Genomic DNA, 22,196 nt, shown 5'->3' with positions numbered 1-22,196 from the left:
CCCCTCATCCCGCCCGAGCCGCCCGATGGTAGCGTCCCCGGCCGTGCTGCTCGTGGGGTTGACCGGGGGCATCGGTTCGGGCAAGTCGACCGTGTCCAGCTCCCTCGCGGCCCGGGGTGCGGTCGTGATCGATGCCGACGCCATCACCCGGGAGCTCCAGGAGCCGGGCCAGCCCGTGCTGGCGGCGATGGTCGAGCGGTTCGGCGAGGGGATCTTGTGCGAGGACGGGCGCCTGGATCGCCAAGCCGTGGCGGACTTGGTGTTCAACGACGCCGACGCGCTGGCGGACCTCAACGCCATTGTCCACCCCGCGGTGGGCGCCGAGATCGCCCGGCGCCTGGAGGCCGAGCAGGGCACCGGCCACATCGTGATCCTCGATGTCCCCCTCCTGATCGAGTCGGGCAGGGATGACGTGGCGGCGCTGATCGTCGTGGACACCGATCCGGAGATCGCGGTCCGCCGCCTGGTCGAACAACGGGGCTTCAGCGAGGCCGACGCCCGGGCCCGGATCAGCCGTCAGGCGTCGCGCCAGGAGCGCCTGGCGAGAGCCGACTTCGTGATCGAGAACAACGGGTCCCGGGCCGAGCTGGCAGCTCGCATCGAGGAGTGCTGGGACTGGCTGCTGGCCGGGGCCCCGCGTGCCGCGGGCGCCCCCCGGTCAGAGTGACAGCCGGCGGGCGAGATCGCTCCGCAGCGATCGGGTCGGGTCGACCCGGTCGCGCACCGCTCGCCAGTCGTCGAGCCTGGGGTACATGACGGGCAGCAGCTCCGGCCGCAGGCGGCTGTCCTTCGCGAGGTAGACGCGACCGCAGGCCGCGGCCACTTGCTCGTCGAGCTGGTCGAGCAGGCGCGCCAGCTCGGGGGTCCCGACGGGGATGTCGAGGGCGAGCGTCCAGCCGGCCAGAGGGAACGACAGCGGGCCGGGGTTCGCCTCGCCGAAGCGCTTGAGCACGGCGAGGAACGACGTGCATCCTGCTGCGCTGAGGCGGGCCACGATCCTGCGCAGCGTCTGCTCCTCCCCGAAGGGCACGACGAACTGCCACTGGAGGAATCCACGCTCGCCGTAGAGCCGGTTCCAGCGGTCGATGGCGTCCAGCGGGTGGAAGAACTGGGTGATGGTCTGGATCTCCCCTTCCCGGCGGGCGGGCGCACGGCGGTACCAGGCTTCGTTGAAGGCCCGGACGGTGGCCCGGTTGAGCAGGCCGGAAGGCGCCCACGCAGGTGCGGCGCCGAGCGTGCGCGGCTCGAACGCCAGTGGATCGTGCCGCTCGGTCGGCGGCAGCTCGTCGACGGTGGCGAACCGGCCTCGGGTGAGCACGGAGCGACCGAGGGACCGGCCGGAGGCGAGCAGGTCGATCCAGGCCACCGAGAAGTCGTAGCGGACGTCGCCGGTTTCCATCCGCTCCATCAGCGTGTCGAGGTCCGGGGTGCGCTCGGTGTCGACCAGCAAGCGGCTTGTCTCGATGCGAGGACACTCGAAGCTGGCCTCGAGCACCACCCCCGTCAGGCCCATGCCGCCCGCCGTCGCCCAGAACAGCTCGGGGTCGATCGTGGGGGTGATCTCGACCTGCTCGCCGGAAGGCACCGTGAGCCTCATCGAGCGGACGTGCTGGCACCAGGACCCCGCGACGTGGTGGTTCTTGCCGTGGATGTCCGCCGCGATCGCCCCGCCGACCGTGACGTGCCGGGTCCCCGGGGTCACCGGCACGAAGAAGCCACGGGGGACCAGCACCCGCATGAGCGCATCGAGGCTCGCCCCCGCCTGGGCGGTGACCACGCCCGACTCCCGGTCGAGGGTGAACGTCGCCACGCCTGTCATGTCGATCACCGTGCCGCCGGCGTTCTGGGCCGCGTCGCCGTAGCTGCGCCCGAGGCCCCGCGCGATCACCCCGCGCCGATCGCTCGGCATCGGGCGCAGCTCGTCGGCCCAGGCGGGCCGCAGCACCCGCGCCGCGCTCGGCGAGGTGCGCCCCCAGCCGGACAGCTCCGAGTGGCGGGCGGGGAGCGCCGGCGCCCCGTCAGCCGGCGTAGACGGCATAGCCGTAGATGATGGCCCAGGCCGCGCCGGTGGCGAGCAGCATCCGATCGGACAGCACCAGGTGCTCCGGCTCGGCCCCGTGCCCTTGGTCGATGAGCATCGCGTAACGCAGGATGCCCACGGCGAACGGGAGTGTCGAGAGCTGGTACCACAGCCCGGCGCCGGGCGAGGCCTCCGCCGAACTGAAGGCCCACAGGCAGTACGCCACCAGTACCACGCCCGACGACACCGTCCGGAGGTACGCGAGGTAGGAGGACGAGTAGTGACCGAGCGTGGCTCGCACGTCCGCGGCGTCGATACCGAGGTCACTGGCCTCCCCCGACCGCTTGCCCGAGACCATGAAGAGGGCGCCGAACGAGGTCACGATGAAGAACCACTCCGAGATCGGCACGCCCGTCGCCGCGGCTCCCGCCACGGCCCGGAGGACGAAGCCGGACGCCACGGCGATCACGTCGAGCACCGGGATGTGCTTCAAGGACAGCGTGTAGGCGGTGGTGAGGACGAGGTAGGCGAGGATGGTCCAGCCGAGGTTCGGGGCGGCTTCGAACCCGACGAGCAGCGAGCCCGCGACGAGGGCGAGGCCCAGTACGTAGGCGAGCGGGATCGGCACGGCCCCGGCAGCGATGGGGCGGTGGCGCTTGGTGGGGTGGAGGCGGTCGGCTTCGATGTCGCGGGCGTCGTTGAGCACGTAGGTCCCGCTCGCGGCCAGGCAGAAGGCGGCGAACGCGGCCAGGGTCTCGAGACGGACGTCGTGGTCGTCGATGACTCCGGCCGCCACCGGGGCGGCGAGGACCAGCACGTTCTTGATCCACTGCTTCGGGCGCAGCGCCCGGAGCAGTGCCCCGGGCAGCGACGGGCGGGGTCGGGCGGTCAACGGGCCGAGACCACGCGCCACAGCCGGCGGGGTAGGTGACGCATCACGACGAACACCCAGCGCAGGATGGCCGGGGCCCAGATGATCTCGTCGCCTCTGGCCAGGCCCCGCTCGATGGCCTCCGCCACCGCCTCGGGCGAGGTGGCGAAGGGCTGCGGGGGGAGGCCTTCCGTCATCCGGGTGTGCACGAAGCCGGGGCGCACCACCATGGTGCGGGCGCCCGTGCCGGCCAGCGCATCACCGAGACCCTGCGTGAAGGCGTCCAGGCCCGCTTTGGACGAGCCGTACACGAAGTTGGTCCGGCGTGCCCGCTCGGCCGCGACCGACGACAACACGACCAGGGTGCCGTGACCCTGGTCCCGGAACCGCTCGGCGACGGCGAGGGAAGCCGTGACCGCGCCCACGTAGTTGACCGAGACGGCAGCCGCGGCCGCAGTCGGATCGTGGTCGAACGTGTTCTGGTCACCGAGGACCCCGAACGCCAGCAGGACGAGGTCGATGTCGCCGTGCCGATCGAAGACGTCGCCGATGACCCGCTGGTGGGAGCTGGTGTCGAGCGCATCGAACGCCACGACGTCCACGGACGCGCCGAGGCGCTCGAGCTGGGACGTGGCGCCGGCGGCGGTGTCGGGGTCGCGCACGGCGAGCACGACCAGCCGGCAGCCTCGCGCGACGAGGCGGCGGGCGGTGGCCAGCGCGATCTCGGAGGTGCCGCCCAGCACCAGCATCGACTGCACCGCCCCGAGGGCGTCACGCATCGCGGCTCCTCCTCTCGGTGACAGCTCCGGGCTCGAACCCTACTGCGCCCGGGCTCCGGCTCCCGCGAGCGGGTGGCGCCTGGCCTGCTCCGAGCTCGAACGGCGGACCTCGTCGGTACGCTCGGTCCGTGCCTCCTCTGCGTGTGGTCTCCGAGCTCGAGCCCGCCGGAGATCAGCCGCGGGCCATCGAGGAGCTGGTCGAGAGCCTGGGGTCGGGAAACCGCTTCCAGACCCTGCTCGGCATCACCGGTTCGGGCAAGAGCGCCACGATCGCCTGGACGATCGAGCGGGTGCAGCGGCCGACCCTCGTGATCGCGCCCAACAAGTCCCTGGCGGCGCAGCTCGCCAACGAGTTCCGTGAGCTGTTCCCCGACAACCGGGTCGAGTACTTCGTCTCCTACTACGACTACTACCAGCCCGAGGCCTACCTGCCCTCGACCGACACGTACATCGAGAAGGACTCCTCGATCAACGACGAGATCGATCGCCTCCGCCACTCGACGACCTCGGCGCTGCTGACCCGCCGGGACGTGATCGTGGTTGCCTCGGTGTCGTGCATCTACGGGCTCGGTGCCCCGGAGGAGTACCGCGACCAGCTCCTCATCATCCGGGTGGGCGAGCTCCACGACCAACGGTCGATCCTGGGCCGACTGGTCGACATGCAGTACGAGCGCAACGACCTGAACCTGGTTCGGGGGAAGTTCCGGGTCCGGGGGGACACCATCGAGGTCCACCCCGCGTACGACGAGACGGCGGTTCGCATCGAGCTCTTCGGCGACGAGGTCGAGCGCATCCTGGTGGTCGACCCGCTGACCGGCGAGAAGGTCAGCGAGCTCGACGAGCTCGTGGTGTTCCCCGCGACCCACTACGTCGCGGGTGAGGAGCGTATGCGGGCCGCCATCGCCCGCATCGAGGCGGAGCTGCAGGAGCGGCTGGCGTGGTTCGAGCAGCAGGGCAAGTTGCTCGAGGCCCAGCGCCTGCGCATGCGCACCCAGTACGACCTCGAGATGATGCAGGAGGTGGGCTACTGCAACGGGATCGAGAACTACTCGGCGCCGATCGACGGCCGCCGCCCGGGAGAACCGCCCTACACACTGCTCGACTACTTCCCCGATGACTTCCTGGTGGTGATCGACGAGAGCCACGTCACCGTCCCGCAACTGCACGGCCAGTACGAAGGGGATCGAAGCCGCAAGGAGACCCTGATCGAGCACGGGTTCCGGCTGCCTTCGGCGGCCGACAACCGGCCCCTGCGCTTCGACGAGTTCCTCGAGCGGGTCGGGCAGGTGGTGTTCCTGTCGGCGACTCCCGGTGCTTTCGAGCAGCAGCACTCCACGCGGGTGGTGGAGCAGATCGTCCGGCCGACCGGCCTCGTCGACCCGGAGGTGATCGTCAAGCCCACGAAGGGCCAGATCGACGACCTGATCGAGCAGATCAACCAGCGGGTGGCGAAGGGCGACCGGGTCCTGGTCACCACGCTGACCAAGAAGATGGCCGAGGACCTCACCGACTACCTGTTGGAGCAGGGGCTGCGGGTGCGGTACCTGCACTCGAACATCGACACCATCGAGCGCATCGAGATCCTCCGCGATCTACGCCTGGGCGAGTTCGACGTGCTGGTGGGCATCAACCTGCTCCGGGAGGGGCTCGATCTGCCCGAGGTGTCGCTCGTCGCCATCCTCGACGCTGACAAGGAAGGGTTCCTCCGGAGCGAGACGTCGCTCATCCAGACCATCGGCCGGGCGGCCCGCAACGTCGATGGCCAGGTGATCATGTACGCGGACACGGTCACCGACTCGATGCAGCGGGCCATCTCGGAGACCAACCGCCGCCGCCAGCTGCAGATGGCCTACAACGTCGAACACGGCATCGATCCCCAGACGATCCGCAAGGCGGTCACCGACATCCTCGCCCATCTCCGTCCTGGCGAGGCTTCGCCGGTGCCCGGTGCCGGGCGCCGCTCGACCCGGCGGGATGCTGCTCGCCAGGATCTCGCCGGGCTGCCGGCGGACGAGCTCTCCCGTCTCATCCGCACGCTCGAGGAGGAGATGCACGAGGCCGCCGCCGATCTCCGGTTCGAATACGCTGCCCGCCTGCGGGACGAGATCAGGGAGCTCAAGCGCGAGCTGCGCGAGGTGGGCTGACCATCGGTGACTGACGCCGAGACCACGCAGGTCGGGGCGATCGCCGTCGCGCGCCGGCTCTGGCGTGCGCCGCTGCCGCTGCATCTGTGCGTGCTCGCTGCCGTGCTCGTCCTGTGTGCCTGGTACACGCGGCCGGGGTTCGGGTGGACCAGCGACGAGGGGGCAGCGATCCTCCAGGCCGAGCTGCTGGATCACGGCACCTGGATCTACGACAACCCGGTCCCGGAGGTGGACCCCGAAGGGGTGCTGAGCCCCTTCCCTATCGGGGATCACGGGTCGAGGGGACTGGCCCCCTACGGGAAGCACCCGCTCTACCCGAGGTTGCTGCAGCTCGTCGGTGCGGTCGGCGGGGACTGGGGTCTCGTCGGGCTGTCGGTCGCCGGGACGGTGCTCGCGGCGGCTTCGGGCGGGCTGCTGGCTCAGCGCTTCTCACCCTCGCTGGCCCGCCCGGCCCTCTGGGCGCTGGGGTTGGCGAGCCCGCTGTTCATCGATGCCTTCGCCGTGCTGGCGCACACGATCGCCGCCGCCTCGTTCGGTTGGGCCGTGCTCGCGATCTGGGAGTCCCACGAGCGGCGCTCCCTCGCTCGCGGCGCCCTGATCGCCGCCGGGTGCGCGCTGGTGGTGGTCACCGGCCTGCTGCGTACCGAGGGGGTCCTGGCGGGCGGTGCCCTCGGCATCGCACTCGGCGCGCTGGCCATCGTCTGGCGTTCCCGCTGGATGTTGGTCGCAGCGGCGGTGACGGCGACGTCGATCGGGGCAACGTTCGTGACCGAGCGGGTCCTCGTCCGCTCGATCCTCGGCACGGCGTCACCCCGTCCCGGGCTCAGGCTCTCGCATCGCCCCCGCCCGTGGGTCCTGGGCCGGGTGGAAGCGCTGTGGAACGACTGGCTCGACCCGGGGGTGGGTGGGCGATTCACGCTTGGGGTGGTCGTCGTCGTGGCGGCCCTGGTGCTGCTGGTCGTGGGTGCGGCCCGGGCGAGGATCGACCGGCGCGGTGCCCCGTTGGCGCTCGCGCTCTCGGCTGCCCTGGCCTGCTATGGGATCCGCCTGCTCTCGCCCCCCTTGGAGCTGTTCGGGTTGTTCGCCGCCTTTCCGATCCTGCTCGTCGGAGTCGTGCTGCTCACCCGGGGACAGTTCGCGACCCCGCTCCCCACGCTGCTCGGGTTGACCACCGCACTGTTCGCCGCTGCGGTCCTGGCCACCAACTACCCGGTGGGAGGCAGCATCCAGTGGGGCGGGCGCTACTTCGCGGTCATCCTCCCGGTCTTCACCCCTCTCGGCCTGGACGCGATCCGTCGCGCCAGCTCGGTCTGGCAGCCGGCGACGGCCCATCGGGTGGTGGCGCTGTCGGTGGCGGTGTCCCTGACGGTGGCGCTGATCGGGCTGCGGGTCATCCGGCATCGGCACGATTCGGTCGCGGCCACGCAGGTCGCGCTGAGCGAGTTGAGCTCCGTGGCCGGCGGAGCGGGGGTCGGCGCCCACCCGGATCGCCCGATCGTGGTGTCCTACAACCGGCTGGTCCCGCAGTTGCTCTTCGGGGGGTTCGACCGCTACGTCTGGTTGGCGCCGGATGTCCGGGACGGGAGCGGGGCCCTCGCCGCCGAGGGGCTGGCGGGTGCCGGTGTCGAGCGGGTGATCCTGTTCGATGCCCCGGGGATCCCTCGGGGGCAGTGGGCGGAATGGGAACCGGTGGCGTCGCGGAGCACCCCGCTCGGCCGGGTCGTGGTGATCGAACGCATCCCCCGGTAGTCGGCCGGCACCGGCCTCGAAGCGCGGGTCGCGTCCGCGCCACCACGTCTAGTATCTGCCTCGCGGCTTGTCATAGTCGCATCTCCAAGCACATGCCATGGGCGGCCGAGCGGTGGCCGATGGGGAGTGGAGGTCGAGGTGGGACGTGCGTCCAAGAGACTCGTCATGGCCATCGCGGCGGCGATCCTGGCCGCGGGCCTGGGTATCGCACCCGTCGGGGCTGCACCGCCCGCCCCGACCCTGGTCGGCCCGGCGGACGGGTCCGTCCCCACGTCGAACCCGGTGCTGAGTTGGAACGCGGTGGCCGGCGCGGTCAAGTACCAGGTGCAGGTCTCGACCAACCCGACCTTCTCGAGCACGGTCTACAGCCAGACCACCTACAACCTCATGGCCACACCGCCGGCCGATCTCGCCCAGGTGCTGCACTACTGGCGGGTGCGGGCCTACGACGCGGCCAACGCCGCCGGACCGTTCAGCGACACCTGGACGTTCACGAAGACCGCTCCCAACGGCCCGGAACCGATCGCGCCGCTGAGCGGGGCGACCCTCACGTACCCCGACGATGCCCTGATCTTCGAGTGGTCGCCACTGTCGGGTGCCAAGACCTACGAGATCCAGATCGACACGGAGGACCAGTTCACCGCGCCGATCACCGTGTCCGCGACCACCTCCAACACGTCCTATTCGGTGAGTAGCCCCCAGACGGTGGGGCAGACCTACTACTGGCGGGTGCGGGCCAAGTCTGCGGCGGGAGTCCCGACGCTGTGGAGCACCCCGCAGAGCTACTCGATGGATTGGCCCGAGGTCCCCCAGGGAATCTACCCCCCCGACACCAACAGCCCCTCCATCGACGACGTGGTGCTGGCCTGGACCCCGGCGAAGGGCGCCTCCGCATACGACCTGCAGGTGAGCTCCAACATCAACTTCACCAACAACGTGGTGGTCAACGCCACGAACATCAAGTCGACGCAGTACTCCCCGTCGACGACCCTCAACAACGGCGCTTACTACTGGCGGGTTCGGGCCAAGAACGTCTCGGGTGTCGCCGGGCCCTGGTCACCCACCAGGACCTTCACCCGCTCATGGCCGGCCCCCGAGCTCACCAGCCCACCCTCGGCCGACCCGCCGCCGGGCTGTCTGTCGACGAACGATTTCACGGTGGTGCAGCTGTGTCTCCCCGCCAACGGGTCAGCGCTGGCCGACCCCCAGTTCACCTGGACCCCCGTGAAGTTGGCCAGCCGGTACCAGCTGCAGATCAGTCCTTCCCCGACGTTCAGTTCGGGGAACGTCAGCTTCACGACCAACCAGACCAGCTATACGCTCACGAACCTGACGGTGAGTTCGGGCGTCCGCCGCCTGCTGACCACCGGGGCCTGCGCCGTGGGCGACACCTGCTACTGGCGGGTGCGACCACTCGACGACCCCGTGCCCGTCAATGGCATCTGGTCGGCGACCGGCTCGTTCGTCTTCCAGCCCGACATGGTGCGGGGCCTCGAGCCTGCCGACACGATCACGACGCCGGTCGATCTCCCGGTGCTGCGGTGGACCGGCGAGCCTGGTGCCACCAGCTACACGGTGACCATCGAGCGCGGCAACGGAACGGTGGCCGAGACCGCCACGACGGCGAGCACCTCCTACGTCCCGCAGACGCTGATCCCCTCCGACGGGCCTTTCACCTGGTACGTCCAGCGCAACGGTGGGCCTGCGACGCACGACTCGTTGAAGCGCCGGTTCACGCTGAACGCCGCCCCACCGTCGGTGGGGTCCTTCCAACCGCTACCCGCGGTCGCGAACCCCTCGCACACCCCGGTGCTCACCTGGCGGAAGATCACGGGCGCGACCCGATACGAGATCTGGGCCAAGGCGCCGGGCTCGGGCACGTTCAGCATCCTCACGGGCGCTGACGACCTCACCGCCCCGGGGTTCGCGTACCCGAGCCTCGGTCTCACCCAGGGCATCTGGGAGTGGTACGTGAAGGCGTACAACGGGACCACGCTCGTCCACGACGGGGTGGCGGCCAAGTCCACCTTCGGGGTGCTCGCGCCGAACGCCACCACCCTGGTGTCCCCCGTGCACTGCTCGCCGGACTGCACCGGCAAGGTCTACGAGACCCCCACCCTGCGGTGGGACCCGGTTCCCGGCTACACCGGGCGCTACCAGGTCCAGTTCGCGCGAGACATCAACTTCACGAACGTGATCTCCTCCGGGACCGTGAACACCTACGACGTGTCCCACACCCCGACCCTCTCCCTGGCCGACAGCCAGGCGGGGCAAGCCATCTACTGGTACGCCCGCCCGATCGACATCGACGCCCCCGAACCGGGTTCGTTCGCCACCGATCCGAACTCGCCGGTGCGGGCCTTCCGGAAGGAGTCGCGAGGGGTCGAGCTGCTGGCGCCCCGGGAGCTCGCCAGCACCGCGCCTGCACCCGGCGAGCAGCCTGGCACCGATCTCGGGCCTGACGACCGGATCCAGAACGGGGTGATCTTCCGCTGGCGTGACTACCTGCTCACCAACCAGAGCCCCACCTCTACCGCTGACAAGGCCTCCCAGGCCGCCGAGCGGTACCGCATCCAGATCTCCACCCGAGCGGACTTCGCCACCATCCTCGATTCCGCCACGGTGGACCAGACCAGTTATGTCGCACCCGACATGACCTACCCCGACGGCCCGCTCTATTGGCGGGTGCAGGCCCTGGACGCGTCGGATAACTACCTCACGTGGAGCCAACCGGGGGTCTTCGACCCCGCGACGCGCGAGAAGCGCTCCCCGGTGCCGACGCAGACCGCTCCGGCGAACGGGGCGGAGGTGTTCGGGGTGCCGGTGCTGCGCTGGGCACCGCAGCTCTTCGCGCTCGGCTACGACGTCGAGATCTACAAGAACGTCGAGGATCCGAACCAGGTGCTGGTCACCGCCAACCGGGTATTCTCGGGCAGCACGAACATGACGGCCATCGTGCCCAACGGCAACCTTCCGGCGGGCACCTACGGCTGGCGGATCCGGCGCTTCGACGCGGACAGCCGCAAGGGGCCGTGGAGTGCGCCGGAGACCAACGGCCAGCTTCGTACGTTCACGATCCGTCCCGAGGCGCCGGCGCTGGTCGCGCCGGCCGACGGCGCGAACGTGCCGGGCAGTGCCCTGCTCCTCGAGTGGAGTCCGGTGGCCAATGCCGCCCAGTACCGGGTCGACATCGCCACCTCCTCGTCGTTCTCCCCGGTGAAGGAGACCGTGACCACCTCCACCACGTCCTTCGCCCCCGTGCAGGACTACCCCAACGGTGTGTATTTCTGGCGGGTGGCCAGCATCGACAGCGGGGGAGCGGTGTTGGGGATGTCCGAGACCTGGACCTTCGTGAAGGGCCCGCCACCCCCTCCGGACGTGTGGTTCAACGCCATGTCACCGGTGCGCATCCTCGACTCCCGCCCGAGTGGGCCGCAGGTGGGCCCGTACGGCAGCCCCTGGGGTGCTGGAACCACCCGTGACGTCACCGTGGCCGGAGTTGGTGGGGTTCCCCCTGACGCCGACGCGGTGGTCTTGAACGTGACGGTCACGAGCACCACCCAGAACTCCTTCCTGACGATCTGGCCGAAGGGAGCGGACCGACCGACCGCGTCCAGCCTCAACTGGCAGGCAGGCTGGACCGTGCCCAACGCCGTGACGGTCAAGGTGGGCACCGGGGGGAAGGTCAGCGTGTTCAACAACCGCGGCAACGTGGACGTGATCTTCGACGTGGTGGGCTACTACCGCACCGCGCCGGCGGCCGGCTTCACCTCGCTCACGCCGGTGCGCATCCAGGACTCGCGGCCCTCGGGGCCGCAGGTCGGGCCGTACGGCAGCCCGTGGGGTGCGGGCACCAGCCGGGACGTGGTGGTCGCCGGGGGGACCAGCCCGGTGCCGGCGGATGCCACCGCCGTGGTGCTGAACGCCACGGTCACCAACACCACCGCCAGCTCTTACCTCACTATCTGGCCGAAGGGGCAGCCTCGGCCTCTCGCGTCGAGCCTGAACTGGCAGGCCGGCTGGACCATCCCCAACGCGGTCACCGTCCAGGTGGGCTCTGGCGGCCAGGTCAGCGTGTTCAACAACCGCGGCAACGTGGACGTGATCTTCGACGTGGTCGGCTACTTCAAGGCCGGTACGGGCAAGGCGTTCCATCCGGTCGCGCCGGTGCGCATCCAGGACTCGCGACCGGAGTCGAAGGTCGGCCCGTACAGCACGCCCTGGGGGGCTGGCACGAGTCGTGACATCACGGTCAAGGGTGACTACGTGCCGAACATCGCAGAGGCCGTGCTGCTCAACGTCACCGTGACCGCGACCACGGACTCCTCCTTCCTCACGGTGTGGCCCAGCGGGTCGACCCGCCCGCTGGCGTCGAGCCTGAACTGGCAGGCGGGTTGGACGATCCCCAACGCGGTCACCGCCAGGATCGGCAGCTCGGGCAAGGTGTCGATCTTCAACAACCGCGGCTCGGTGCACGTCATCGCGGACGTGTCGGGCTGGTACGGCTAGCCCGTACCGAGCCCCGCATGACGCTCGCGCCGTGACGGCTGGCGATCCGACCCGGCCGGTTCGGCTGTGGCCGCACGTGGTCGCGTTGGTGGCGGTGCTGGTGTGCCTGGCACCACTGGTCGGGCTCAACCCCTCCTTCTCCGCCGACGAGGGGGCGGTGCTCGCCCAGGCGGACCACCTCATCGAAGGCGACGGGTGGCTGGCCCCGCACCCGTTCCCCGAGGCGGATCCGGATCTGGCGTGGTACCCGCTCGACCGGGCCGCCAGGGCCGGTGACCGGTTCGCCCCGTACGCGAAGTTGCCCCTCTATGCGGTGATGGTCGCCGGCCTCTACGCGATCGGTGGGATGGGCGCGGTGGTAGGGCTGAGCCTGGCGGGAACGGTCGCCGCGGCATGGGGGGCGGCGGCGATCACCAGACGCCTGCGCCCGGAGCTGGTGGTCCCGGTCTTCTGGTTGATCGGCGCCGGCAGCCCGCTGCTGTTCGACGGGTACCTGGTGATGGCCCATGCGTTCGCCGCAGGTTGCGTCGCGGGGGCCGCGGTGAGCGTGCTCGGTTGGTACGAGCGGCGGTGTCCCGGCCTGCTGGTCGCCGCCGGAGCGGCGGTCCTCGTCGCGGTGGGCGTCCGCCAGGAGGCTCTGCTGCTGGCGGCGGCCGGCGCGATCGTGGCCGGCTGGCGGTGGACTCGCCGGCGATCCGTCGACGACGCCGTGGTCGCGGTCACCCTGGCCGGCGCGGCCGCCGTGGCGTTCGTGCTGAACCGGATCTGGGTGCAGGCCATCCTGGGCACAGCCAGCGTCAGCATCCCGGCGACGGGGTCCGCCGGGGGAGGACTCGCCGGGCGGGTGTCGGGCTTCACCACGACCTGGTTCGGCTTCGGTGACGAGGAGCTCCTGTTCCTCGCGCTGCTGCTCGTCACCGCTGCCGCGTTGGCGGCGCGCTCCGCCCGCTTCGGGAGGTTGACGGCTGCCTTCTCGGGTGCCGCCGCGGTGCTCTCGTTCCTCGCCGCGGTGAGCGTGGAGCACGGCACGGTGACCGGGCTCCTGGTGGCCTTCCCGGTGCTCGCCGCCGGGCTGGCCAGCCTCCGCCGGGAGGACACCGCCGGGCTCGCGGGCGCGCTCCTCGCGATCAGCGGGCTGTTCGCGGCGGCCGTCATCCTGACCCAGTACGAGCGGGGTGGCACCGGGGAGTGGGGAGGTCGGTACTTCGCGATCGGCCTGGTGCTGGTGGTGCCGGTCGCACTGGGGGCGCTGTGGCGGAGTCTGCTCGGCCTGCCGGCCGACACCCGGCGCCTCGCCGCCGGTGCACTGGCCGTCTGCACCGTGGCCGTCAGCATCACGGGCGTGGCGGCACTTCGCGGGTCCCACCAGCGCACGGCGGAGCTGACCGAGGGGGTGGCGGCGGTGGCCGCCACCACGACCAGCGGTGACGGGGGGCCACCGGTGGTCGTCGCCACCGAGCGGCTCATCCCCCGGCTGTCGTGGCGGCACCTGGACGAGGGCCGGTGGCTGCTGGTGCCGCGCGACGACCTGGGTCGGGCCCTGGAGCAGCTCCGGGACCTGGGTATCCGGCAAGTGACCGTGGCCACCTACCTGCCGGCCGGTGAGCAGCCGGCAGCGGTCGACGGGTGGTCGGTGCGCGAGGCGGTGCAGGTCGTCTCCGCGGCGCCGTGGTACGCGGTCCTCTACGACCGATCGTAGGAACAGACGTTCGATGGGCGGCCGGTAAGCTGGCTCGGTGGCCGACACGATCGTCGTTCGGGGTGCTCGCGAGCACAACCTGCGGAACATCTCCCTCGAGCTGCCCCGCGACCGCCTCATCGTGTTCACGGGGCTGTCGGGTTCGGGGAAGTCGTCGCTCGCCTTCGACACCATCTACGCGGAGGGCCAGCGGCGCTACGTGGAGTCGCTCTCCGCCTATGCCCGCCAGTTCCTCGGTCAGATGGACAAGCCCGACGTCGACTTCATCGAGGGCTTGTCACCGGCCATCTCGATCGACCAGAAGAGCGCGTCGCGCAACCCCCGGTCCACCGTGGGCACCATCACCGAGGTCTACGACTACCTTCGCCTCCTCTACGCCCGCATCGGGGTGCCCCACTGCCCCGAGGACGGCACCGTGATCACCCGCCAGACCCCGCAGCAGATCGTCGATCGGGTGCTCGAGCTACCCGACGGCACGCGCTTCGAGGTGCTCGCCCCGGTGGTCCGGGGCCGGAAGGGCACCTATGACACGCTGCTGGCCGACCTCGCCCGCCAGGGCTTCTCGAGAGCCCGGGTCGACGGTGAGCTCCACGAGCTCTCCGAGAAGCTCGACCTGGCGCGCTACGAGCAGCACACCATCGAGGTGGTGGTCGATCGGCTGGTCAAGCGGGCCGGCATCGAGCGGCGGCTCACCGACTCGCTGGAGACCGCGTTGCGGCTGGCGGACGGGGTGGCGGAGGTGCACCTGGTGCCCCGTGAGGGCGAGGGCGAGGAGGAGACGCTCACCTTCAGCCAGCACCTGGCCTGCCCTACGTGCGGGCTGTCCTTCGACGAGCTCGCCCCCCGGAACTTCTCGTTCAACTCCCCCTACGGCGCGTGCCAGCACTGCGACGGGCTCGGCACCCGCTTCGAGGTGGACCCGGAGCTGGTGGTACCGAACCCCGAGCTGTCCATCGCCGAGGGGGCCATCGCGCCGTGGGCCTCGGCGCACACGCAGTACTTCCGGCGGCTGCTCGAGGCGGTCTGCGAGGAGTTCGGCATCGACCCGCAGACGCCGTGGCGCAAGCTGCCCAAGAAGCACCAGAAGCTGCTGCTCCACGGTGGTGGGGGCACCCGGGTGCACGTGCGGTACCGCAACCGGTACGGGCGCCAGCGCTCGTACCACGCGGCGTACGAGGGCGTGGTGCCCTATCTGCAGCGCCGGCACGCGGACGCCGAGAGCGACACGCAGCGCGAGCAGGTCGAGGGCTACATGCGGGAGGTCCCCTGCCCCGACTGCGGTGGGGCCCGCCTGAACCCGTTCTCGTTGGGGGTGACGATAGACGGCCGTTCGATCGCGGAGATCTGCGACTTGTCGATCGGTGAAGCGGCCAAGGTGCTCGAGGGACTCGAGCTGTCCGAGCGTGACCGGCTGATCGCCGAGCGGGTGGTGAAGGAGATCAACGCCCGCATGGGCTTCCTGCTCGACGTCGGCCTCGACTACCTGACCCTCGGCCGCTCCGCCGGGACCCTGGCCGGGGGGGAAGCCCAACGGATCCGCCTGGCCTCCCAGATCGGCAGCGGCCTGGTGGGGGTGCTCTACGTCCTCGACGAGCCCTCCATCGGCCTGCACCAGCGGGACAACCGGCGCCTCATCGACACCCTCGTGCGCCTGCGGGACCTCGGCAACACGGTCCTGGTGGTGGAGCACGACGAGGACACGATCCGGGTCGCCGACCACGTGGTCGACATCGGCCCCGGCGCCGGCGAGCACGGCGGTGACATCGTGTACTCGGGCCCGGTGAAGGGGCTGCTGCGTGCCAAGAGGTCACTGACGGGCCAGTACTTGGCCGGCAAGCGGTCGATCCCCGTGCCCGAGCGGCGCCGCCAGCCGGCAGGGGGATGGCTCGCCGTCCGGGGTGCCCGGGAACACAACCTGCGCGGCATCGACGTGGAGATCCCGCTCGGCTGCTTCGTGGCGGTCACGGGTGTGTCGGGATCGGGCAAGTCGACGCTGGTCAACGACATCCTCTACCGGGCGCTGATGCAACGCATCTACCGCTCGAAGATCCCGCCCGGCCTCCACCGGGGCATCGACGGCGTCGAGCACCTCGACAAGGTCATCAACATCGACCAGTCGCCCATCGGCCGCACCCCTCGCAGCAACCCAGCCACCTACACCGGGGTGTTCGACCACATCCGCAAGCTGTTCGCGCAGACCCACGAGGCGAAGGTGCGGGGCTATCTTCCAGGTCGCTTCTCGTTCAACGTGAGCGGGGGGCGCTGCGAAGCCTGCGCAGGCGACGGCACCATCAAGATCGAGATGCACTTCCTGCCGGACGTGTACGTGCCCTGCGAGGTTTGCAAGGGGGCTCGTTACAACCGCGACACGCTCGATGTCACCTTCAAGGAGCGCAACATCGCCGAGGTGCTCGAGATGTCCTGCGAGGAGGCACTCGAGTTCTTCGCCAACCAGCCGTCGATCGCCCGCCACCTGCAGACCATCGTCGACGTGGGTCTGGGGTACGTCCGGCTGGGCCAGCCGGCGCCGACCCTGAGCGGGGGTGAGGCCCAGCGGGTCAAGCTGGCCAGCGAGCTGGCGAAGCGCTCCACCGGGCACACCATCTACATCCTCGACGAGCCCACCACCGGCCTGCACTTCGAGGACGTCCGCAAACTCCTCACGGTTCTCTCCCGACTGGTCGATCAAGGGAATACGGTGCTGGTGATCGAGCACAACCTCGACGTCATCAAGACCGCGGACTGGATCATCGACCTCGGACCCGAGGGCGGCAGTGGAGGAGGCACCGTCGTGGTCGAAGGGCCACCGGAGAAGGTCGCCGCGACGCCGGAGAGCTACACCGGCCAGTTCCTCGCGCCCCTGCTCGGTCAGCGGAGCTGAGCATGCGGCGAGCAGCGCGCCCGCTGCTGTACGCAGGCATCGTCACCGCGGTGGTCGGGCTCTCGGTGTACCACAGCCGCGCCATCGCGGATCCGCCCTACTCCTACACGAGCACCTCCCGGTTCGGTTGGTCGCTGCTCTACATCGCGGTGCTGGTGGTGGTGGCCTACGGCTTCGGTCTCCCGGATCTCCCTCGCTCACCCCGGCAAGCGGTGACCACGTCAGTGGCCGCGGCTGGGGCCGGTGCGTTCGTGGTGTCGGTCGTGCAGCTGTTCCTCGGGGAGGCTCTGCTGCCGCGATTCGTGGTCTTCGGCAGCGCCATCCTGCTCGTTCCCTGGTACCTGGTGTGCGTCGCGCTGGCCGGCGCCGGTATGCCGGCCGCCACCGGCGATCGGGTGCTGGTGGTGAGCGACACCGTGGACCCGTCCCTGCTCCGGGAGGACGTGGCCCGGAGCCCGGAACGGCCGGCGATCGTGATCGAGGTGCTGCCGGTCGACGCGGCCGCCTCGAACGGTCGGGGGCGCGAGCCCCTGGTCGAGCGCGCCGACCGTGACCGGATCGACCTCTTGGTGCTCGACCGCGACGCGCAGGCCTCGCCGACGATCGTCGCCCAGGCGGCGGCCATGCACGAGTCCGGCTTGCGTATCCGCACGCTGTCGCTGTTCTACGAGGAATGGCTGGGGATGTTGCCGGTCAGCGAGCTCGAGCGGGTATCGCTCATGTTCGACATCGGCGAGCTGCACAGGGTCCGCTACGGGCGGGTCAAGCGGGTGGTCGACGTGCTGTTCGGCACGGTGGGGCTGTTCCTGCTGGCGCTCGTGACACCAGTGGTGCTCCTCGGGAATCTCGTCGCCAACCGCGGCCCGCTGTTGTACCGGCAGACCCGGGTGGGCAAGAACGGCCAGCACTTCGAGATCCTCAAGTTCCGCACCATGCGCGCCGGGCCCGACGAGGTACCGACCGGTTGGACCGTCGAAGCGGACCCGCGGGTCACGCCGTTCGGGCGGCTGCTGCGAGTGACGCACCTCGACGAGCTTCCTCAGGTGGTGAACATCCTGCGAGGAGATCTCAGCCTGGTGGGGCCACGGCCCGAACAGCCCCACTACGTCGAGGAGCTGAGCCAGAAGCTCCCCTTCTACGATCTGCGCCACCTCGTGCGCCCCGGGCTGACCGGCTGGGCCCAGGTGAAGTATGGCTACGCCGGTGACGAGCGCGACGCACTCGAGAAGCTCCAGTACGAGTTCTACTACCTGCGGCGCCAGAGCCTGGCTCTCGACCTGCGTATCGTCGGCCGTACGATCCGCAGCGTGCTGGGACGGGAGGGCCGGTGAGCGCGCCGCTGGTCACCGTGGTGGTGCCGGCTCGCAACGAAGAGCGCGACATCGGGGACTGCCTCGACGCCATCCTCGCCCAGGACCATCCTCACCATCGCCTGGAGGTGGTCGTCGTCGACGGAGCATCGACGGATCGCACAGCGGAGCTGGCGGAGAAGCACCTCGCGGCCGGCGCTCTGGCCAGGGCGGTCGTGGTGCGCAACCCCCAGGGCGACACGCCGTCGAACCTCAACCTGGGCCTGGCGGAGGCCCGGGGCGAGGTGCTGTGCCGGGTCGATGCCCGCAGCCTGATCCCCAGCCACTACGTGCGCCGCTGTGCCGAGGTGCTCGTGCAGCGCCCGGAGGTCGCGGTCGTCGGCGGCGCGCAGGTGGCGGTTCCGCGGGACCTGTCGCCGACGGCCACCGGCATCGCCCGGGCCCTCAACAACCGGTGGGGGATGGGCCTGGCGCGATACCGGCGAGGCGCGTCCAGTGGCCCGGCCGACACCGTGTACCTCGGCGCCTTCCGCACGGATGACCTGCGCGCCGCCGGCGGGTGGGATGAGCGGTTCCCGACCAACCAGGACTTCGAGCTGAACCGCCGCATGTCGCAGCGGGGGATCGTGTGGTTCGAGGCGGGAATGGAGGTCGGCTACCGCCCCCGCGAGTCGCTCGGCGATCTGTTCCGCCAGTACCAGCGGTTCGGCTCCTGGAAGGTCCGCTACTGGCGGGAGACCGGTGATCGACCACGGCCTCGCCAGGTGGCGATCCTGGTTGTGCCCATGGTCGGGACGGCCGCGGTCGCGCTGTCACTCACCCGGCCGCGCCGGGCGCGGAGGGCCGCCGCCCTGACAGCCGCGTCAGCGGCGCTGTTCGAGATCGCTGGACCTCGGGGTCCCTCCACTTCCGCTGCCGGCCACCTGGTCAGCCTGGGTGCATCCGCCGCGGTGGCAGGTGGTTGGACACTCGGGGCATGGGGGGAACTCCTCCGGCATGGACGCCGCTGAGAACGCCCCGGCCGCGCTCGAGCGGCCTGGAGGCGGCCTGCTCCGGTGGCTGACGTTCAGCCGGATCATCGACCAGGCCGCGCTCGGGCTCGCCTCGTTGCTGCTGGCCCGGGTCCTCGGGCCGGACGGCTTCGCACTGGTCGCCGTGCTGTTCATCGTCAACTCGCTGGCGGTGCAGGTCTCGGACTTCGGAGTGGGTTTCGCGGTCTACCGCCTCGCACCGTCCCGGCGTATCGCCCGCCGGAGCCTCGAGCGCCTGCGTCTCGTGGATGGGGTGCTGGCTCTGGTGGCGGTCGCGGGTGGCCTCGGGCTGCGCAGCTCGACGGGTGCGGTGATCGCCTCTGCCGGCCTGATCTGGCTGCTGAGCGCGGAGGCCTACGTCCGCAAGGCGGCCGCGCTGAAGCTGGGAGCGGTTCGGGAGGTCGTGACCGCCGAGATCGGCGGCGCGGGTCTGTTCTTCGCTGCCTGCGTGGCCGTGACGATCACCGCGGGCGCGCCGGGCTGGGTGGGGGTGGGCTTCGTGGGGAAGCACGTGGTCGAGTGCCTCCTCGTGCGCACGTGGCCGGCGATGTTCACCGCGGGGGGCGAGCGTGCACGCTCGCGGGACGAGTGGCTCGGTCAGGTCATGACCTACCTGGTGGCCAACGTCGACTACCTGCTGATCGGTTGGCTGATGGGGGCTGAGGTGCTGTCCGTCTACGTCATCGCCTTCCGCTTCGCGAGTGCGGTCCCCGCGTTCCTCGCCACGCCGATCACCCAGAGCGCCTTCATCGACTTCGCCTCTGCATCCCCTGCCCAGCGGCAAGCGCGCTACGACGCGCTGCTGCGCCGCATCTGGATCCTCGGTGGGAGCGGGACGGTGCTCCTCCTCGTGATGGCGCCCGTGCTGCCACGGGTGCTCGGTGCGGCATGGGAGGAGACCGCTCCGGTGCTCGCGATCCTGAGCATCGCCGTGCCGTGGCGCCTCTTGCTCGGAACGACGGTGGCCCAGGCGATCACCGCGGGTCGGGCACGGGTGGTCGTGGGATGGGAGACCGCCCGGCTCGTCGGGACCGCGATCCTGGTCGTCGCCGGCGCCCGGTTCGGTCTCCGGACCACGGCCGCGTGCGTGAGCCTGGGAACCGTCGTGATCCTCACCGGGGAACACGCCATGTCGTGCCGGCTTCGAGGCGTCTCGATGCCCCGCTGGCTCCCGGCGGTGACGGGCGCCGTCGCGTCGACCCTCGCTGCCGTCGCCGTGATGACCGCGGCGTAACCCCACCTCAGCGGCGTCGGAACCGCGCGCAGAGGTAGTAGGGATGGCGGGCCTTGGGGAGGAACCGGCGGGCCAACCGGTAGCTCCGGGCACCGAGGCTCGGGCTGCCAGGACCGTGCTCGCAGGGACCGATCTCGTGGTTGGCGACCGCGTAGGGGTAGACGGCACCGCACTGCGGGCACGAGGGTGAGCCGGGACGGACGAGCAACCCCCGCCGCTCGAGCGCCAGTCGCGCCCACCGCGGGTACACCGGTTGGTGTGGGCCGGTCTCGATGATCTCGTCGACCTCGAAGCCGTCGAAGAGCGTCGCCAGATCGTCGGGAGCGAAGGACCGGAGATGGCGATCGGCGTTGTAGCGGCAACCGCATGCCTCGCAACGGATGTCTGCTCGTGCCCGGTTCTCACGGTTGGGGACGGTCACCACGATCCAGTCACCGGCGATGCGTGCCAGCTCCCGGCGAGCACTGTCGAAGATCGGTCCCGGCAGGTGCTCGAGCACCTCACAGCAGAGGGCGACGTCGACCGATCGGGAGCGGACGGGGATGGCGTCGATGCTGGCGCGGACACCCGGTCGCTCGACGTGCCCGAGAGCGGCCAGGCTCCGTTCGACCGCGATGCTCGTGAGGTTCGGCCGCACGGTCGACAGGTGGTGCAGGACCCGACCGTCGCCCGCACCCAGCTCGACGACCGTTCGGGCATCGCCGGGCACGAGACTGGCGACGGCGTCGAGCTTCGGGAACTGGTGCTCCGGCGTGAAGATGCTCTCGGTGCCCCAGAGGCCGTCTTGCTCGTAGTGGGCAGCTTCCATCAGGTGATGGCGAGCATCCGATCGAGAGCCACCCTCGCCCACTCGCTCGTGCGCTCGTCCACGGTGATCTGGTTCACCACGCGACCCTCGACCAGGTTGTCGAGCACCCACGCCAGATGGGCGGCATCGATGCGGAACATGGTCGAGCAGGGGCAGATGAGCGGGTCCAGCGAGAGCACGGTCTTGTCCGGCGTCTCGTCGTTGAGCCGTTGCACGAGGTGGATCTCCGTGCCGACGCCGATCACCGAACCGGTGGGAGCGGCGGCGACGGCCTTGATGATGTAGTCCGTCGAACCGACCTGGTCGGCGAGCTCCACCACCTCGTGTGCGCACTCGGGATGGACGACCACGATCCCGCTGTGATGCTCGGCGCGGAACTGCTCGACGTGCTCGGGTCGGAACCGCTGGTGGACCGAGCAGTGACCCTTCCAGAGCAGGAACGTCGCGTCCTTGAGGTCGGCCTCGGTGAGACCGCCCATCTCCAGATGCGGGTTCCACACCCGCATGTCGGTCTCCGAGTAGCCGAGCTGGTAGCTGGTGTTGCGACCGAGGTGCTGGTCGGGGAAGAACAGCACCTGACGGCCGCCGGCGCCCTTCCCCCGCCAGTCACCCAGATCGAGCGCCCACTGGAGGATGGCCGTGGCGTTGGTCGACGTGCAGACAGCGCCGCCGTGCTCGCCGACGAAGGCCTTGAGAGCGGCTGAGGAGTTCATGTACGTGATCGGCACGACACCCGAGATGTCCGTGGTCTGCTCGAGCACCTCCCAGGCTTCCTCGACCGAGTCGAGGTCGGCCATGTCGGCCATCGAGCAGCCGGCGTTGAGGTCGGGCAGGATCACCTTCTGGTGGTCGCCGGTGAGGATGTCGGCCGCCTCGGCCATGAAGTGCACGCCGCAGAACACGATGTACTCGGCTTGCGGGTGCTCCTTCGCCAGGACGGAGAGCCGGAACGAGTCACCGCGGGCATCGGCCCACCGCATGACCTCGTCACGCTGGTAGTGATGGCCGAGGATGAACAGTCGATCGCCGAGCACGGTCTTGGCGGTCGCGATCCGATCGGCCAGCTCCTCGGGTGATGCGCTGGTGTAGCGCTCGGGTAGCGGCACTTGGAGCCGGAGCATGTGCGTTGGAACCCCCATGGGTGCAGGAACCCCGATATGA

Annotated in this window: 13 protein-coding genes and 1 pseudogene; 9 read left to right on the top strand and 5 right to left on the bottom strand. The window is 70.3% G+C overall.

Translation table 11 applies throughout. The features are described 5' to 3' along the window. Positions 1–43: 43 nt before the first annotated feature. Positions 44–667, top strand: coding sequence for a dephospho-CoA kinase (gene coaE, locus HZF19_RS06285; RefSeq protein WP_307781155.1), 624 nt, complete (start codon positions 44–46; stop codon positions 665–667). On the opposite strand, the gene dprE1 is transcribed toward coaE, so the two are convergent. From dprE1 to dprE2, 3 genes are read right to left on the bottom strand one after another with little or no spacing between them, the layout of a single operon-like run. Then, the gene (gene dprE1 / locus HZF19_RS06280; protein ID WP_208027906.1) at positions 659–2,038 is read right to left on the bottom strand and encodes a decaprenylphosphoryl-beta-D-ribose oxidase; all 1,380 of its coding nucleotides are present in this window, start codon (positions 2,036–2,038) and stop codon (positions 659–661) included. The two genes, coaE and dprE1, sit on opposite strands and share 9 nt — an antisense overlap. Further along, positions 2,019–2,912: a decaprenyl-phosphate phosphoribosyltransferase gene (locus HZF19_RS06275; RefSeq protein ID WP_208027905.1), complete on the bottom strand. Its 894-nt coding sequence runs from the start codon at positions 2,910–2,912 to the stop codon at positions 2,019–2,021. The genes dprE1 and HZF19_RS06275 overlap by 20 nt, the downstream gene beginning before the upstream one ends. Then, on the bottom strand, positions 2,909–3,670 hold the full coding sequence (dprE2, locus tag HZF19_RS06270) for a decaprenylphospho-beta-D-erythro-pentofuranosid-2-ulose 2-reductase (RefSeq protein ID WP_208027904.1): 762 nt from the start codon (positions 3,668–3,670) through the stop codon (positions 2,909–2,911). The genes HZF19_RS06275 and dprE2 overlap by 4 nt, the downstream gene beginning before the upstream one ends. Before the next feature lie 128 nt (positions 3,671–3,798). Here dprE2 and uvrB point away from each other — a divergent pair, with 128 nt between their 5' ends. From uvrB to HZF19_RS06230, 8 genes and pseudogenes are all read left to right on the top strand, one after another. Further along, on the top strand, positions 3,799–5,814 hold the full coding sequence (gene uvrB, locus HZF19_RS06265; RefSeq protein ID WP_208027903.1) for an excinuclease ABC subunit UvrB: 2,016 nt from the start codon (positions 3,799–3,801) through the stop codon (positions 5,812–5,814). Positions 5,815–5,820: 6 nt separating this feature from the next. Beyond that, entirely contained in the window at positions 5,821–7,563 is a 1,743-nt protein-coding gene (locus tag HZF19_RS06260; RefSeq protein ID WP_208027902.1) for a hypothetical protein, read from the top strand. Between the two features lie 165 nt (positions 7,564–7,728). Beyond that, positions 7,729–12,072 (top strand): hypothetical protein, encoded by a 4,344-nt coding sequence (locus HZF19_RS06255; protein ID WP_208027901.1) that lies wholly within the window; start codon positions 7,729–7,731, stop codon positions 12,070–12,072. Between the two features lie 31 nt (positions 12,073–12,103). Beyond that, a complete protein-coding gene (locus HZF19_RS06250; protein ID WP_208027900.1) occupies positions 12,104–13,771 on the top strand; it encodes a hypothetical protein in 1,668 nt (555 codons plus the stop codon). A 2-nt stretch (positions 13,772–13,773) separates the two neighbouring features. Further along, positions 13,774–16,652 (top strand): annotated as a pseudogene (gene uvrA, locus HZF19_RS06245) (excinuclease ABC subunit UvrA); the annotation flags it as partial. A 2-nt stretch (positions 16,653–16,654) separates the two neighbouring features. After that, positions 16,655–17,983 (top strand): sugar transferase, encoded by a 1,329-nt coding sequence (locus tag HZF19_RS06240; protein WP_208027898.1) that lies wholly within the window; start codon positions 16,655–16,657, stop codon positions 17,981–17,983. Beyond that, complete coding sequence (locus HZF19_RS06235) at positions 17,980–18,972, top strand: glycosyltransferase family 2 protein (RefSeq protein ID WP_208027897.1); 993 nt, start codon at positions 17,980–17,982, stop codon at positions 18,970–18,972. Before HZF19_RS06240 ends, HZF19_RS06235 begins: the two co-directional genes overlap by 4 nt. Beyond that, positions 18,959–20,227 (top strand): oligosaccharide flippase family protein, encoded by a 1,269-nt coding sequence (locus tag HZF19_RS06230; RefSeq protein WP_208027896.1) that lies wholly within the window; start codon positions 18,959–18,961, stop codon positions 20,225–20,227. Before HZF19_RS06235 ends, HZF19_RS06230 begins: the two co-directional genes overlap by 14 nt. A gap of 7 nt (positions 20,228–20,234) precedes the next feature. On the opposite strand, the gene HZF19_RS06225 is transcribed toward HZF19_RS06230, so the two are convergent. Together HZF19_RS06225 and nadA are read right to left on the bottom strand one after the other, a co-directional pair. Next, entirely contained in the window at positions 20,235–21,035 is an 801-nt protein-coding gene (locus HZF19_RS06225) for a class I SAM-dependent methyltransferase (protein WP_208027895.1), read from the bottom strand. After that, positions 21,035–22,156, bottom strand: a complete 1,122-nt coding sequence (nadA, locus tag HZF19_RS06220) for a quinolinate synthase NadA (protein WP_208027894.1) — start codon at positions 22,154–22,156, stop codon at positions 21,035–21,037. Before nadA ends, HZF19_RS06225 begins: the two co-directional genes overlap by 1 nt. Positions 22,157–22,196: the final 40 nt, after the last annotated feature.

The sequence above is a fragment of the Rhabdothermincola sediminis genome (genome assembly GCF_014805525.1).
GTDB classification, from domain to species: Bacteria; Actinomycetota; Acidimicrobiia; order Acidimicrobiales; family Acidimicrobilacustridaceae; genus Rhabdothermincola; species Rhabdothermincola sediminis.
The sequence above is the reverse complement of the archived record's forward strand: the minus strand, read 5'-3'. Positions and strand labels throughout refer to the sequence as shown.